General features: G+C 69.0%; 11 protein-coding genes. 6 read left to right on the forward strand and 5 right to left on the reverse strand.

Annotated features, from left to right (window positions below):
- Position 1 precedes the first annotated feature (1 nt).
- The 3 genes from CYFUS_RS28235 to CYFUS_RS28245 are packed head-to-tail and all read left to right on the forward strand — an operon-like array spanning position 2 to position 5,306.
- A complete protein-coding gene (locus tag CYFUS_RS28235; RefSeq protein ID WP_095988051.1) occupies positions 2-1,585 on the forward strand; it encodes an amino acid adenylation domain-containing protein in 1,584 nt (527 codons plus the stop codon).
- Positions 1,582-4,575 carry a type I polyketide synthase gene (locus CYFUS_RS28240; protein WP_095988052.1) on the forward strand — a complete coding sequence of 998 codons (2,994 nt, stop codon included), beginning with the start codon at positions 1,582-1,584 and terminating at the stop codon, positions 4,573-4,575. Before CYFUS_RS28235 ends, CYFUS_RS28240 begins: the two co-directional genes overlap by 4 nt.
- Positions 4,572-5,306, forward strand: a complete 735-nt coding sequence (locus tag CYFUS_RS28245; RefSeq protein WP_095988053.1) for a thioesterase II family protein — start codon at positions 4,572-4,574, stop codon at positions 5,304-5,306. Before CYFUS_RS28240 ends, CYFUS_RS28245 begins: the two co-directional genes overlap by 4 nt.
- A gap of 96 nt (positions 5,307-5,402) precedes the next feature.
- Here CYFUS_RS28245 and carB read toward each other — a convergent pair whose 3' ends face one another.
- Positions 5,403-8,636: a carbamoyl-phosphate synthase large subunit gene (carB, locus tag CYFUS_RS28250; RefSeq protein ID WP_095992273.1), complete on the reverse strand. Its 3,234-nt coding sequence runs from the start codon at positions 8,634-8,636 to the stop codon at positions 5,403-5,405.
- A gap of 107 nt (positions 8,637-8,743) precedes the next feature.
- Between carB and CYFUS_RS28255 the strand changes: the two genes are divergently transcribed.
- Positions 8,744-9,388, forward strand: coding sequence for a hypothetical protein (locus tag CYFUS_RS28255; protein WP_095988054.1), 645 nt, complete (start codon positions 8,744-8,746; stop codon positions 9,386-9,388).
- Between the two features lie 81 nt (positions 9,389-9,469).
- Here the strand turns inward: CYFUS_RS28255 and CYFUS_RS28260 are convergent, their stop codons facing one another.
- Genes CYFUS_RS28260 through CYFUS_RS28275 form a run of 4 tightly spaced genes read right to left on the reverse strand, consistent with a single transcriptional unit; the run spans position 9,470 to position 12,823 of the window.
- The gene (locus CYFUS_RS28260; protein ID WP_095988055.1) at positions 9,470-10,660 is read right to left on the reverse strand and encodes a pyridoxal phosphate-dependent aminotransferase; all 1,191 of its coding nucleotides are present in this window, start codon (positions 10,658-10,660) and stop codon (positions 9,470-9,472) included.
- A 58-nt stretch (positions 10,661-10,718) separates the two neighbouring features.
- Positions 10,719-11,198, reverse strand: coding sequence for a pantetheine-phosphate adenylyltransferase (gene coaD, locus CYFUS_RS28265; protein ID WP_071901979.1), 480 nt, complete (start codon positions 11,196-11,198; stop codon positions 10,719-10,721).
- A 33-nt stretch (positions 11,199-11,231) separates the two neighbouring features.
- On the reverse strand, positions 11,232-11,789 hold the full coding sequence (rsmD, locus tag CYFUS_RS28270; protein ID WP_095988056.1) for a 16S rRNA (guanine(966)-N(2))-methyltransferase RsmD: 558 nt from the start codon (positions 11,787-11,789) through the stop codon (positions 11,232-11,234).
- Positions 11,789-12,823, reverse strand: a complete 1,035-nt coding sequence (locus CYFUS_RS28275) for a hypothetical protein (RefSeq protein WP_095988057.1) — start codon at positions 12,821-12,823, stop codon at positions 11,789-11,791. The genes rsmD and CYFUS_RS28275 overlap by 1 nt, the downstream gene beginning before the upstream one ends.
- Positions 12,824-13,008: 185 nt before the next feature.
- Here CYFUS_RS28275 and CYFUS_RS28280 point away from each other — a divergent pair, with 185 nt between their 5' ends.
- The gene (locus CYFUS_RS28280) at positions 13,009-14,352 is read left to right on the forward strand and encodes a hypothetical protein (protein WP_095992274.1); all 1,344 of its coding nucleotides are present in this window, start codon (positions 13,009-13,011) and stop codon (positions 14,350-14,352) included.
- Entirely contained in the window at positions 14,352-14,702 is a 351-nt protein-coding gene (locus CYFUS_RS28285; RefSeq protein ID WP_095988058.1) for a DUF2019 domain-containing protein, read from the forward strand. Before CYFUS_RS28280 ends, CYFUS_RS28285 begins: the two co-directional genes overlap by 1 nt.
- Positions 14,703-14,876 lie beyond the last annotated feature (174 nt).

Here is a 14,876-nt window from a genome sequence, read left to right on the forward strand (position 1 = left end):
CATGGCACTTCCATCCCCCTTCGACGCACTTCGCCCCGGCTGGACGCCCCAGTCGGTGGGTGCCCCCCTGCGCGGGGTCCCGGACCTCGCCGACATGCTCGCGGCCGGCATCCGCGCCGGAGGCTCGCGACCGGCCCTCACCGACCGTGACGGCACCCACTCCTACTCCGAACTCGACCAGGCGGCCTCCGCGCTCGCGCTCGAGCTGTACGCCGCCGGAGTCCGGCCGGGTACGCCCGTGGTCATCCACTGCCCGCTATCGCGATGGGCGGTGGTGGCGATGCTCGGCGTGCTCCGCACGGGCGCGCAGTACGTGCCCGTGGACGCTTCCTTCCCGGTCGAACGGCGCATGGCGATGATCCGAGAGAGCGGCGCGGTCGTTGCCGTCGTCGACCCGCGGTCGCGTACCGAGCTCCCCCCCGGTTGCACCTTCCAGACCGTGATTCGGATACCGACGCACCTCGACGGGACGACACCGGCTTCGCCGTCGCGCCACGCTCCCGACCTGGCCGCGTACACCCTGTTCACCAGCGGCTCGAGCGGGGTGCCCAAGGGCGTGGTGGTGTCCCGGCATTCCCTGGCGTACTCGACCCAGGCCCGGCTGGCGTACTACCCATCAGCCCCGTCGGTGTTCCTGCTCTGCTCGTCGATCTCCTTCGACAGCTCGGTCGCCGGCATCTACTGGGCGCTCGCCACCGGGGCGCACCTCGTCATCCCCAGCCCCGCCGTGGTCGACACCGTCGCGATCCGCAACGCGTGCCAGCAGTACGCCGCCTCGCATGTCCTGCTCATCCCGTCGCTCTACCGCATCCTGCTGGAGAGCGACGAAGACGACAGCCTGTCCTCGCTGCGGGCGGTGATCGTCGCTGGCGAAGCCTGCCCCCCGGAGCTGGTACGTCGCCACTTCGAGCTGATGCCCGACGCGGAGTTGTACAACGAATATGGCCCCACCGAGTGCACGGTCTGGGCCCTCGTCCACCAGTGCCAGCCGAGCGACGGTGACGCCACCGCGGTACCCATTGGCCGGCCCATCCCCGGCACCGAGGCCTATTTGCGAACCGACAACGGACCGGCCGCGACCAATGAGATTGGCGAACTGTGGCTCGGCGGCCCCGGAGTGGCTCTCGGTTATACGACCGAGCCGGCCACCTCGCGGGGAGCCAACCGGCTCTACCGCACCGGGGACTTCGCCCGGCTGGATGAGCATGGCCTCGTGCATTATCACGGCCGCCGGGACGGGCAGCTCAAGCTCGCTGGCGTCCGGCTCGAGCTCATGGAGGTCGAGCACGCCTTGAGCGCGGCATCTGGCGGCCGGAGCAGCGCGATTGGCGTGGTCCGTCAGGCCGGCACCCCGATCGCACTCGTCGGCTTCGTCGTCTCGGCACCCGGCGAATTGCAACCGGTGGCGCTGCGGCGCCACATGCGCGGCATGTTGCCGCACGCCGCGGTGCCCGCGGCATTCTGCGCCATGGACCAGCTTCCCTGCCTGTCCAACGGCAAGCTCGACAGGCGCGCACTCGACCACATGGCAACAAGCCACATCGCAGCGTCCTCCACATCGGCGCTCCAGGGAGGCACGACATGACCGACATCGCTTACGAGGACAACGACCAGAGTCGCTACATCGCCGTCACCGGCATGGCGGGACGATTTCCCGGAGCCGCCAGCGTGACGCAGTTCTGGCGGAACCTGTGCCAGGGCATCGAATCCATTTCGGTGCTCGACGATCAACGCGACCCTGCGCACCCGGAGTACGTCCCGGCGTATGGCGTGCTGGCGGGGGCGGCCGAGTTCGACGCGGAGTTCTTCGGCTACTCGCCGAACGATGCGCTGATTCTCGATCCGCAGCACCGCCTGGTGCTGGAGTGTGCGCACGAGGCGCTGGAGAGCGCCGGCTACGGCGGCTCCGGCCGGCCGATGACCGGGGTCTTCGTCGGCGGCTCCGGCACCAACTACGCCGAGCACGTCCGGGCCCGGCTCGACCAGCTACCGTTCGTCGACGAGTGGCAGCTCCGGCAATCCACGGCCGTGGACTTCCTGAGCAGCCGGATCGCCTACCAGCTCGGGCTGACCGGTCCGGCCGTCACGGTGCAGACGGCCTGCTCGACTTCGCTGGTCGCCGTGCATGTCGCCATTCAGTCGCTACTCGCCGGCGACTGCGACATGGCGATCGCGGGCGGGGCGAGCGTGATCGCGAGCCTGCCGCGGATGCGGTACACGCCTGGCGGCATCGTGGCCCCCGACGGCCACTGCCGGACCTTCGACGCGGCCAGCGCCGGGACGGTCAGTGCCAGCGCCGTGGGGCTGGTGGTGCTCCGACCGCTGGCCGACGCGCTCGCCGACGGCGACCACATTCACGCGGTGATCCGTGGCTCGGCCATCAACAACGACGGCCGAGGCAAGATCGGGTTCACCGCGCCCAGCGTTTCCGGACAGGTCGAGGTCGTCCGCGCCGCGCACGCCGCGGCCGGGGTCCACGCCGACGAGATCGGTTACGTGGAGGCTCACGGCACCGCCACCGCACTGGGCGACCCGATCGAGGTCGCGGCGCTGACCAAGGCCTTCGGTGCGGGGAGCGGCTCGCGCGACCGCTGCTGGATCGGCTCGGTCAAGACGAACATCGGCCACGCCGATGCCGCGGCCGGTGTCGTGGGGCTGATCAAGACCGTGCTCGCTGTCGAGCACGGCGTGCTGCCCCCGAGCTTGCACTTCGAGCGGCCCAATCCGGCGATTGACTTCGCCTCGTCGCCGTTCGAGGTCAACACCCGGCTGCGCGAGTGGGGCACCCCGGGCCATCCTCGGATCGGTGGCGTCAACGCGCTCGGGGTGGGCGGTACCAATGCGCACGCCGTGGTGGCGCAGGCACCCACTGCGCCCGAGGTCTCGGCGGGGCGGTCGCATCAGCTTCTCGTGCTGTCTGCGCGCACCCCCGGCGGCGTCGAGACGGCGGCGCGGCAGCTCGCCGACCACCTGATGGCCCACCCGGACGTCAACCTCGCCGACGTGGCATGGACCCTCCAGACCGGTCGTGCCGCGTACCCGCACCGCCGGTTCGTGGTCGCCGCCGACCCGAGCGAGGCGGTAGCCGCGCTCCGCGCGGGCAGCCTCGAAGGCAACATCGCGAAGAGCGCCAGTCCCGCACCGGTGTTCATGTTCCCCGGGCAGGGGGGCCAACACGTCGGCATGGCCGCCTCGCTCTACAGTCAGGAGCCGGTGTTCCGCCGCGGCCTCGACCAGATCTCCGAACTGGCGGGCCCGTCACTGGGACTGGACCTGCGCGACGTGCTGTTCCCCCAAGGCGACCGCCAGCGCGAACTCGCCGGACAACGGCTCGACACCATCGCCGTCAGCCAACCCGCGGTCTTCGCCGTCCAGTACGCGATGGCCCAGCTCCTGATGTCCTGGAGGCTGCGGCCGAGCGCCGTGGTCGGGCACAGCCTGGGTGCCTACGCGGCAGCCTGCGTGGCCGGCGTGTTTTCCCCGGCCGACGCCGTGAAGCTGGTGGTCGAACGGGGACGGCTGCTCGGCCTGGTCCCCGCCGGCGGTATGGCCGCCGTACGGCTGCCCGAGGCCGAGCTCACGCCACTGCTGCCCGCGGGACTGTCCGTGGGCGCGATCAACGGACCGCGGCAGTGCACGGTCACTGGCCCCGTTGACCTGGTGACCCGATTCGTGCGGGAGCTGACGGAGCGCGCGATCGAGGCCCGTGTCCTGAAGATCGCGACCGCCGGGCACTCCTCGCTCGTCGAGCCGATCCTCGACCGGTTCGCGGAGACCGTCGCCGGCCTGCACCTGCACCGACCCGAGTTGCCGATGCTCTCCGACACCACGGGAACCTGGGCCGACCCCGACAGGCTGCGCACGGTGGACTACTGGGTGGCGCACCTGCGTCAGCCGATCCGGTTCGGCGAGGCGCTGTCTACCCTGTTGGCGGAGGAGAACCGGGTCCTGGTCGACGTCGGGCCCGGACGCACGCTGCAATCACTCACCCGGCAGCATCCGGATTTCGAGGACCGGCACGTCGCCGTGCACATGTTGCCCCATCCCGTGGATGCCATCTCCGATCTGGGCACGGCCCTCGCCGCCATGGGTAAGCTCTGGGCGGGTGGCACCAGCGTCGACCTCACCGCACTGCATGCGGGCGAGCGTCGTCGGCGAACCCCGCTGCCCACGTACCCCTTCGAGCGGCGTCGCTATCTGGTGCCTCCACCCGAACATGCCCGCCCCACTGCCTCGGGCAGCACACCTGCTTCCTGGATCGGTGTGAGGGCCCAAGGGACACCCGATGCGGGAACGCGCCGCGACAACCAGCCCCATCCACCGGTGCTGGCCGCGCTCCTCGTGGCGTTCGGCAAGGCGCTGGGGGAGCCGGACATCGAGGCGCAGGACAGCTTCTTTGATCTCGGTGGCGACTCACTGATCGCGACCAAGGTCGCCGCCTGGGCGCGGACGGAGTTCACGGTCGCGGTCACAGCCGCCGACATCCTGCGCAGCCGCAACGCCGCCAGACTCGCCGCGGTGATCGAGGAACGTCGGGCTGGCGCCGCTCCCACCATGCAAAGGATTGATCAATGATAGACAAGAGCCCTTGGCTGGTGGGCAAGGCCATCCCTGGAGAGCCCAGGGTTCGCCTGTACTGTTTCCCGCACTCGGGAGGCCTGCCCGGCGAGTACGTCCGGTGGGGTCGTGAACTGCCCGGCGTTCAGGTCTACGGCATCTGCCCGCCAGGGCGCGGGGCGCGCGTCGCGGAGGCGCCACTGGCGAGCATGCGCGAGTTCGTGGACCGGTTCCTCGCCGAAACCGACCTCACTCCACCCTTCGTTTTCTTCGGTCACAGCCTGGGTTCACTCACGGCATTCGAGGTGGTCCGCGAGCTGGCCGTCCAGGGCCGGCCGCTCCCCAACCGGCTCATCGTGTCCGCGTACGCCGCCCCGCACCTGCCTCGGACGGCCTCCGAGCTGCACGCATTGCCAGACGCGAGTCTGGCCAAGGCCATCAACGAACGATACGGAGAGATCCCTCCACACGTCATGGCCGACCCGGAGCTGCTCGCCCTGCTGCTACCGACATTCCGGACGGACTTCACCCTCCTGGAGACGTACCGCTACAAGCCGGGGCCGCCTCTGACGGTACCGCTGGAGGTGTTCGGCGCCGACCGGGATGCCGTGTCGCTGGAAAAGCTCGAACTCTGGCGTGACCACACCACCTCGGACTTCCGGCTCCATCGCTTCGCTGGCGGCCACTTCTACTTCCGGGAGAATCCGCGGGCGCTCATCGAGGTACTGGGTGCCGTTCTGGGGGTGTAGGGCGGTGCCATGCGCCGAAGAGCCGGTCATGCATCGACCGGCTCTTCCCCCGCTTGTTGGCCGCCACCTCTGCCGCGACGGCCCCGAGCGCGCGGACTACTTCGCGCTCGCGCCGAGGTAGTCCTGGAGCGGCTTGACGCTCTGCTCGGTGTGGATCAACGACTCCATGGCGCCCACGGCCATGCGGGCCGCCTGCACGGTCGTGAAGTACGGCACGCTGTGCATCAGCGCCTCGCGGCGGATGGAGAAGCTGTCGGAGATCTCCTGCTTGCCGAACGTGGTGTTGATGACCAGGACGATCTGCCCGTCGACGATCTTGTCCACGATGTGCGGACGGCCCTCGGCCACCTTGAGCACCTTCTCCGTCTCGATGCCCTTGGCCGCCAGGTAGTCGTGGGTGCCGCCCGTGGTCACCAGCTTGAAGCCGAGCGCGCGCAGGCGCCGCGCCAGGTCCACCACCGCCGGCTTGTCGTCGTTGCGCACGGAGATGAAGATCTTGCCGCTCCGGGGCAGCTTCACGCCCGCGGCCTGCTGGCTCTTGGCGAACGCCGACGGGAAGTCCGCGGCGATGCCCATCACCTCGCCCGTGGACTTCATCTCCGGACCGAGGATGACGTCCACGCCGGCGAAGCGCGCGAAGGGGAACACGGACTCCTTGACGGCCACGTGCTTGAACTCGGGAATGCTCGTGGCGCCCAGCTCCGCGAGCGTCTTGCCCACCATGCACAGGCTGGCGATCTTCGCGAGCGCCACGCCCGTCGCCTTGGAGATGAAGGGCACGGTGCGGCTCGCGCGCGGGTTGACCTCCAGCACGTAGATGGTCTTCCCCTGGATGGCGAACTGCACGTTCATCAGCCCCACCACCCCGAGCTCGCGCGCCAGGGCGATGGCCTGATCCTTCATGCGCTCGACCAGGTCCGGCGACAGCGAGTGCGGGGGCAGCGTGCACGCCGCGTCACCCGAGTGCACCCCCGCCTCCTCCACGTGCTCGAGCACCCCGCCCACCAGCACCGCGCCGGTGCGGTCGGCGACGAGGTCCAGGTCCACCTCGATGGCCTCCTTGAGGAAGCGATCGATGAGCACCGGGTGCTCGGGCGAGGCACTCACCGCCTCGCGCATGTAGCGCTCGAGGCTCTGCTGATCGTAGACGACCTCCATGGCCCGGCCGCCGAGCACGTAGGAGGGGCGCACCATGACCGGGTAGCCGATGCGCTGGGCGACCTTGTAGGCCTCCTCGTGGCTGCGCGCGACGCCGTTCTCCGGCTGGGTGAGGCCCAGCTTCTCGATCAGCTGCGCGAAGCGCTCGCGGTCCTCGGCGCGGTCGATGGCGTCCGGGGACGTGCCGAGGATGGGCAGGCCCGCCTTCTCCAGGGGCACCGACAGGCGCAGCGGCGTCTGGCCGCCGAACTGGACGATGGCGCCCACGGGCTTCTCGCGCTGGGACACCTCGAGCACGTCCTCGATGGTGAGCGGCTCGAAGTACAGCCGGTCCGACGTGTCGTAGTCGGTGGACACCGTCTCCGGGTTGCAGTTGACCATCACCGTCTCGTACCCGGCCGAGCGCAGCGCGAACGCCGCGTGCACGCAGCAGTAGTCGAACTCGATGCCCTGGCCGATGCGGATGGGGCCACTGCCCAGGATGAGCACCTTCTGGCGCGCCGTGGGGGGCGCCTCGTCCTCCTCCTCGTAGGTGGAGTACAGGTAGGGCGTGTACGCCTCGAACTCGGCGGCGCAGGTGTCCACGCGCTTGTACACGGGCCGGATGCCCTTGGCGTGCCGGCGCGCGCGCACCTCCGCCTCGGTGCACCCGAGCAACTGGGCGAGGTACTTGTCGGAGAGGCCATCCGCCTTGGCCGCGCGCAGCGTGTCATCCGGCAGCTTGTCCAGCCCGCCGAGCGCCTGGATGGACTCGGCCTCCCGGACGAGGCCCTGGATGTGGCGCAGGAACCAGGGATCGATGGCGGACAGCTCGTGCACGTCCTCCACGCTCATCCCCTCGCGGAAGGCCTGGGCCACGTAGATGGGGCGCTCGGGACGGGGCACGCGCACGTAGTCGCGCAGCACCTTGCGCCGCTCCTCCTTCTCCGTGGGCAGCTCGGGCGCTTCCAGGCCCGTGCGGCCCGACTCCATGGAGCGCATGGCCTTGAGGTAGGCCTCGCGGAAGGTGCGGCCCATGGCCATCACCTCGCCCACCGCGCGCATGCTGGTGGTGAGGGTGCGGTCGGCGTGGGGGAACTTCTCGAAGTTGAAGCGCGGCACCTTCACCACCACGTAGTCCAGCGTGGGCTCGAAGGAGGCCGGGGTGTCGCGGGTGATGTCGTTGCGCAGCTCGTCCAGCGTGTAGCCCAGCGCCAGCTTCGCGGCCACCTTGGCGATGGGGTAGCCCGTCGCCTTGGACGCGAGCGCGCTGGAGCGCGACACGCGCGGGTTCATCTCGATGACCACGATGCGGCCATCCTTGGGGTTCACGCCGAACTGGATGTTGCTGCCGCCCGTGTCGACGCCAATCTCCCGGATGATGCGCAGGGACGCCTCGCGCAGCCGCTGGTATTCGCGGTCCGTGAGCGTCTGCGCCGGGGCCACGGTGATGGAGTCGCCGGTGTGCACGCCCATCGGATCCAGGTTCTCGATGGAGCAGATGATGATGACGTTGTCCGCCGAGTCGCGCACCACCTCCAGCTCGTACTCCTTCCAGCCGAGCACGCTCTCCTCGACGAGGATGGTGGAGTTGGGGCTCGCCTTGAGGCCCGAGCGGCAGATGGCCTCGAACTCCTCGCGGTTGTAGGCGATGCCGCCGCCGGTGCCGCCCAGGGTGAACGAGGGGCGGATGATGGTGGGAAAGCCCACCTCGTCGATGAGGGCGAGCGCCTCCTGCATGTTCGTCGCGTAGCCGCTCTTGGGCAGTGCCACGCCGATCTTCTGCATGGCCGCCTTGAAGAGCTGCCGGTCCTCGGCCTTGTTGATGGCCTCGAGCGACGCGCCGATGAGCCGCACGCCGTACTTCTCCAGGATCCCCTGCTCGGCGAGCGCCTTGGCGAGGTTGAGCGCCGTCTGGCCACCCATGGTGGGCAGCACCGAGTCGGGACGCTCCTGGGCGAGGATGCGCTCGGCGACCTCGACGGTGATGGGCTCGATGTACGTCCGGTGAGCGAACTCGGGGTCCGTCATCACCGTGGCCGGGTTGCTGTTGAGCAGGACGACCTCGACGCCCTCCTCGCGCAACGCCTTGATGGCCTGGGTCCCTGAGTAGTCGAACTCGCACGCCTGCCCGATGACGATCGGGCCCGAGCCAATGACGAGAACCTTCCGGATATCATTTCGCTTAGGCATCGAGGGGGGGCCCATAGCACGTTCGCCCGCGCTTGCACGAACTCGTGTGAAGGGGTCGGTCCCCCGCCGGCCTCTGGTAGGCTCGGCACTGATTCTCGTGAGGTCCCATGCGCCGCTGGTCCCTGCTCCTGCTGCTGTCCGCCGCTCCCGCCCTCTCCCAGGAAAACCCGCCCACCGAGGCCCCGCCCGCCCAGGCGCCCGCCGCCGAGGCTGCCGACTCCCCTCCGCCCACCACCGAGGGCACCCGGCCCTCTCGCCGTCGCTCCCGGACCCGAGCCGAGGCCCCCGCTCCGGCCCCCACTCCTACTCCGGCTCCCCCCTCCGCTCCCGCCGAGGAGGCGCCCGCGCCGCGGCCCACGTCACGGACCGGTAGCGAGCCGGAGCGCATTCGCAAGGACGCGCACGCGCTGGTGGACTCCCTGCTCGCCGGGGATGTCCGGGGCTGTGTGGGGTACCTGGCCTTCCCCTTCCAACTGGAGGAGCGGCGGTTCGACGCGCCCGAGCCCCTGGTGGCCACGTGGGTGAAGGAGCTGCGCAACAAGCGCACGGACCTGGTCACCCTGTACGACATCGAGGTGCTGCCCTACGCGGAGCTGGAGAGGAAGTACGGCAAGCCCCCCGCCCGGCTGGGCGCCATCATCCCGCGGGGGACCGAGGTGTACGCCGCCGTGGCCAACCTGTCGGGGCACGCGGCGGTCATCCTCTACCGGCAAACCGATGAGGGCTGGAAGGCGTTCGCCTACACGGACTGAAGCCAGGCGGCCGCCCTCATACGGGGAGTATCCCCGCCGTGCACCCCGGTTCCAGCCGAGGGAGCCAGCGGGGGGGCCGCCTCAGCGCACGGAGGCGGTGAACTCCCGGATGCGCTCCAGACCCTTGCGCAACTGCTCGCGCGAGGTGGCGAAGCTCACGCGGATGTTCGCGTCCACGCCGAAGGGCGCGCCTGGCACCGCGGCGACCCGGAAGTCGTTGAGGAGGATCTCCGACACCTGGAGCGAGCCCTGCAGCGGCGTGCCCTTGTACGAGCGCCCATACAGTCCCGAGATGTTGGGCAGCACGTAGAAGGCACCCTCGGGCGAGCGGCAGCGCACCCCCTCGAACGAGTTGAGCAGCTCCACCACCATGTCCCGCCGCGCCCGGTACTCCTTCACCATGGGCTCGAAGATGGACTCGGGCCCCTTGAGCGCCGCCACCGCGGCCTTCTGCGAGAAGGACGAGGGGTTGGACGTGGACTGATCCTGGACCATCTGCATGCCGGAGATGAGCCACTTGGGCCCCGCCGCGTACCCCAGGCGCCAGCCCGTCATGGAGAACGCCTTGCTCATGCCGTTGACGACGACCAGGCGCGACACCAGATCCGGCGCCACGTTGCCGATGTTGGCGAACTCGCCCGTGTAGAGCAGCTTCTCGTAGATGTCGTCGCTCACCAGCAGACACTCATGCCCGCGCACCGCGTCGGCGATCTTCGCGAGCGTGTCGCGCGACAACACCACGCCGGAGGGGTTGCTCGGGCTGTTGATGATGAGCGCCTTGGTGCGCGGCGAGAGCGCCTTGCGGATGACCTCGGGGTCCGGCGCGAAGCCGTCCTCCTCGCGCGTCTCGATGATGACGGGCTTGCCCCCGGCCAGCTGCACCATCTCCGGATAGCTCACCCAGAAGGGCGACAGGATGATGACCTCGTCCCCCTCGTTCAAGAGCGCCTGGAAGATGTTGTAGAGCGAGTGCTTGGCGCCCACCGACACCAGCACCTGATCCGGCGCGAAGGTGAGGTGGTTGTCGCGCTCGAGCTTGGCGCAGATGGCCTCACGCAGCTCGGGGATGCCCGCGGTGGGCGTGTACTTGGTGAAGCCCTTGCCGAGGGCATCGATCGCCGCCTGCTTGATGAAGTCGGGCGTGTCGAAGTCGGGCTCGCCCGCGGCGAAGTTCACCACGTCCACGCCCTGGGCCACCAGCGCCTTGGCCTTCGCGGTGAGGGCGAGCGTGGGGGACGGTTTGATGGCCTTGAGCCGGTTCGCGAGGTTCATGATCGACCTGGGAAGAGAAAGAGAAAACGGTGGAGACAACGGCGGTGGGCACCCTGCCCTACTTCTTCGTGTACTTGGCGCGCAGGGCCTGGAAGACCCCGGGAGGCACCAGCCCCTCCACGTCTCCGCCGAACAGCGCCACCTCGCGCACCAGGTTCGACGACACGTAGAAATAGTCCTCGCCCGTCATCATGAAGACCGTCTCCACGCCGGGGGCGAGCTTGCGGTTCATGTTCGCGAGCTGGAACTCGTATTCGAAGTCCGACACGGCCCGCAGGCCGCGCAGCAGCACGTTCACCCCACGCGCCTTGGCGTACTCCACCAGCAGGCCATGGAAGGCATCCACCTCCACGCGCGGGTCCGGACAGGCCTCGCGGATGAGCGCCTTGCGCTCCTCCTCGGTGAACAGCGGTGTCTTCTTCGGGTTCACCGCCACGGCGACGATCACCCGATCGAACATCTGCAGCGCACGATGGATGATGCTCAGATGCCCGTTGGTCAGTGGATCGAACGAGCCAGGATAGATGGCGATACGCATGTCGGCGCAGTCTCGACGCACCCCGGCAACGGGTCAAGCAACGCGGAACAGGCTCACCAAAGTGTCGCCGAACCGGCGCTGATCCACCTGGGTGAAGCCCGCGTGGGCCTCGGGCGCGGGCTCGCGCTTGTCGTGCTCGATGACCACGGTGCCCCCCTCGGCGAGTAGTTGGTGGGCCGAGAGTCCCTCCAGCACCGTCTCCACCACACGCGCCGCGTAGGGCGGGTCGGCGAAGATGAGCTGGAAGCGGTCTCCCCTGCGGCCGAGCGTCTCCAGGGCGCGCGCCACCGGCTGGGCGAGCACCTCCACCCGGGCCGCGAAGCCCAGGGTGTCGGTGTTGGCGCGGCACAGCGCCAGGGCCTCGCGGTCCGAGTCCACCAGCACCACGCCCTTGGCCCCGCGCGACACGGCCTCCAGGCCCAGCGCCCCCGTCCCGGCGTACAGGTCCAACACCCGCTGCCCTTCCAACCACTGGCCGAGCACGTTGAAGAGCGTCTCGCGCACGCGATCCGCCGTGGGGCGGATATGTTTGGAGGTCGCCTTGGGGCCCGCCAGGGCCCGTCCCTTCGCACTGCCCGCAACGATCCGCATCAATCTCCCCGGTTCTCCGCGAGGAAGAGCATGGATCTCCAGCCCGTCCGGCTCGCGCCCAGGGACTCCAATACCTCGGAAGCCTCGGCGAACGTGAGCGCCTCGAGCCGCGAGGCGTCCGCGGGCTCCAACGGTGACAGTTGTCCACCCAGCACCCCCAGCAGTTCCCCCGGCGTCAGTCCGGCCTTCTGGGCCTTCTGTTCCAGGCCCTCGCGCTCCGCGGGCCAGGCGGTCAGCGCCAGCCGCTCGAAGGGCGCCGCGCACTCCACCTTCTTCACTCCCACCGCCACGTAGGTGGGCAGCACCCGCGTCGAGCGCCGCCCCGCCTCGCCCACGGAGATGCCCATCCCGTACAGCCCGGCCAGCTCCACCAGGGAGCGCAGGAACTGCACGTCCTGCACCTCGTCGCCGAGCACCGACTCGGAGACGCGCAGGAAGCGCAGGCCCGGCATCCGCGGCGCGAGCCCCTCCAGGAGGATGCGCGCGCCCTCCAGCTCCTCGCCCTCGGGGCCACCCGGCAGGGAGACTTCCAGGGCGAACTCGCGCTCGACCAGCGTCTCCGACAGCCGGAGCACCGCCTCCACCGCGGCGATGGCGGGCAGCCGCGACACGTCCAGCGCGACCAGGGAGAAACCAGTGTCCACGAGCCGGAAGAGGCCGCCCTGCACGGGCGCCAGGCTGGAGGGAGCGGTGCCGGGCACCCGCACCGGCCCGGCCTGGAGGAAGAGCGGGCGCGCGTGACCATCGGCCTCGGCCACCTCCTGCACGGCCGCCACGAAGCGCTCGGCGGCGCCCCGGTCCGCGAGGGGATGAGGGCACACGAGCCCCAGCACCGCGTCCTCGCTCCGGGCGGCGGCGAGCAGGCCGGGCAACATGGGCCGCGCGGGCACGGGCAGGCACGGCAGCGCCGCCGGGGCGTTGTCCAGCGCCTGGGTGAGTTCGCGGGGGCTCAGCACGGGCAGCCGCGAGGCGGGGCCCAGCCGGCTCACCACGCTCGTCGGCCGCAACGTCAGTACCTTGTCGAGCACGTTCATCCGGCGCGCAGAATCATCTTCCCCCGGGTCCGCTGCAACATTCCCGTAGCGCTTCCGTTCAGCCCCGCACCCGTACGCCCGTACGAGGGTCCGGTTCACCGCCGGACAGGGGGAGAGGCCCGGGGTTGCACCCGGGGGCCGGAATTCAAGGGAGGATGGCGAGGCCAGGAGGCCTGTCCATGAACATGAAGCGGTGTTGCACGGCCTTGTTGATGCTGCTCCTCGTCGGGTGTGAGACCACCTCCCGGGCCGTGCGCCTGGACACGGACCAGACCGACCCCCTCGTCTTCACCCCGCACTCCGTCGCCGAGCCAGTGGAACTGGACGACAAGGAGTTCAAGGAAGCCGCGGAGAAGCTTGTCCGGGACATGCCACCGCCCACTCGACCCCAGGAAGCTGCCCGGCGTTTGTTCGAGGTGGAGGCCCGGAGCGGTTCGTACACGTACGAGGCACGCCACCGCCGCATCACTCCGCATGAGCCGGACGAGCACCTCGAAGGGGAGTCGACAGCAAAGGACGAGTTGACATGCACCTACCTGCGCTGGTGCGAGCGCACTGGCAGACCTGGGGACTGCCTGCGCCTGCTGACGGAAAGCCCCACCCTCAACGGGGATGGTCGTTTCGCTCTGGCCCTGGCCTTCGCCAAGGGAGCCGTGCTGGACGAGATGCTGGAAGCATTCAAGGACATGGCCGATCCCCACGCCATGGTGGCGGCGGTGCTCTGGACCTGGACGACGTACATGGTCCTCATTGCCATTCCCGACGTGACGGTCTCCAAGGGCCTCGCGGCGGTGATGACCGCCACGATCATTTCCTATGTGGGGGTGGATACATTCTGGGGCCTCGTCGTCGGCTTCAAATGGCTGATGGAGGAAGCAGACCGAGCCACCACGTTCAACGAGCTGCGTGCGGCGGGGGAGCGCTACGGCAAGAGGATGGGCCGGAACGCGGCACGAGCATTCGCCATGCTGGCCATGGCGGCCATGGGCAACACGGCGCCGGGGCTGGCCGCGAAGGTGCCGAAACTGCCAGGTGCGATGCAGGCGGCGGTGCAGGCGGAGACGCAGATGGGCATCCGTCTCTCGGCCGTGGGGCAAGTGGAGACAGTGGCCGTGAGCGCGGAGGCAGTCTCCGTCGCCCTCGCTCCTGGTGCGGTCGCCATGACGGCTCGGGCCATGAGTGGCGCCGCGGCCAAGGCGCCTACCAGCGGCTTCAGGGCGTGGGGCTCGTTCAGCGGCTTCAAGAAGGCCATGGGCCCGGCGGGCCCAGGAAAAGAGTGGCACCACATCGTCGAGCAGACCCCAGGCAACGTGAAGCGCTTCGGAGCCAAGGCCTTTCACAACACCGAGAACATCATTCCACTGGACAAGAACCTCCACACCCGCATCAGTTCGTTCTACTCGGCGGTTCGCCGCGATATTACAGGCTCACCATTGACCGTGCGAAAGTGGTTGAGCACGCAGTCCTATGAAGCCCAGCGCGAATTCGGTTTGTTGGCCATCGAGAACATCAAAAAGGGGTTGTGGTGATGAAGTTAGAGGAACTGGTTGAACAGTTTGCTCTGAACGTGGCCGCGCAGACCGAGGCCATCTGGCGAGGAGACTCTAAAACCGGGAACAAACACGCCAGGAAGTACGGAGCCGCAGTCGACAAGATCCTAGCGCAAGGCAATGCCGGGCGTGATGCGCTCCTCATACTGCTCAAGCATGAACGCATGGACGTGCGCGTCATGGCCGCCGCGCATCTGCTCCGCTATCGGACCACCGAGGCCAAAGCGGTTCTGGAGGAAGCCGCAAAAGGTCAAGGCATGATCCCCTTCTGCGCACAGCAAGCACTCAAGCGATGGGAAGAAGGTACCTGGGCTCTCGACCCGGGGTAGCCACGCGACATGACCTCTCCGGATAACCTCGCGCCATGACCTCTTGAGTCACGTCAACTGATCTGCTACGACGTGCCTACTTCCAAAGTAAGGAGGACACGTGGCGGACGAGCAGCGCATCACGGGCGGTTGGATGGGACCCTTCCACCTCGTCAGGAGGTGCGAAGAGGTGGG

This window comes from Cystobacter fuscus (genome assembly GCF_002305875.1).
In the GTDB taxonomy this organism is placed as follows: Bacteria; Myxococcota; Myxococcia; order Myxococcales; family Myxococcaceae; genus Cystobacter; species Cystobacter fuscus_A.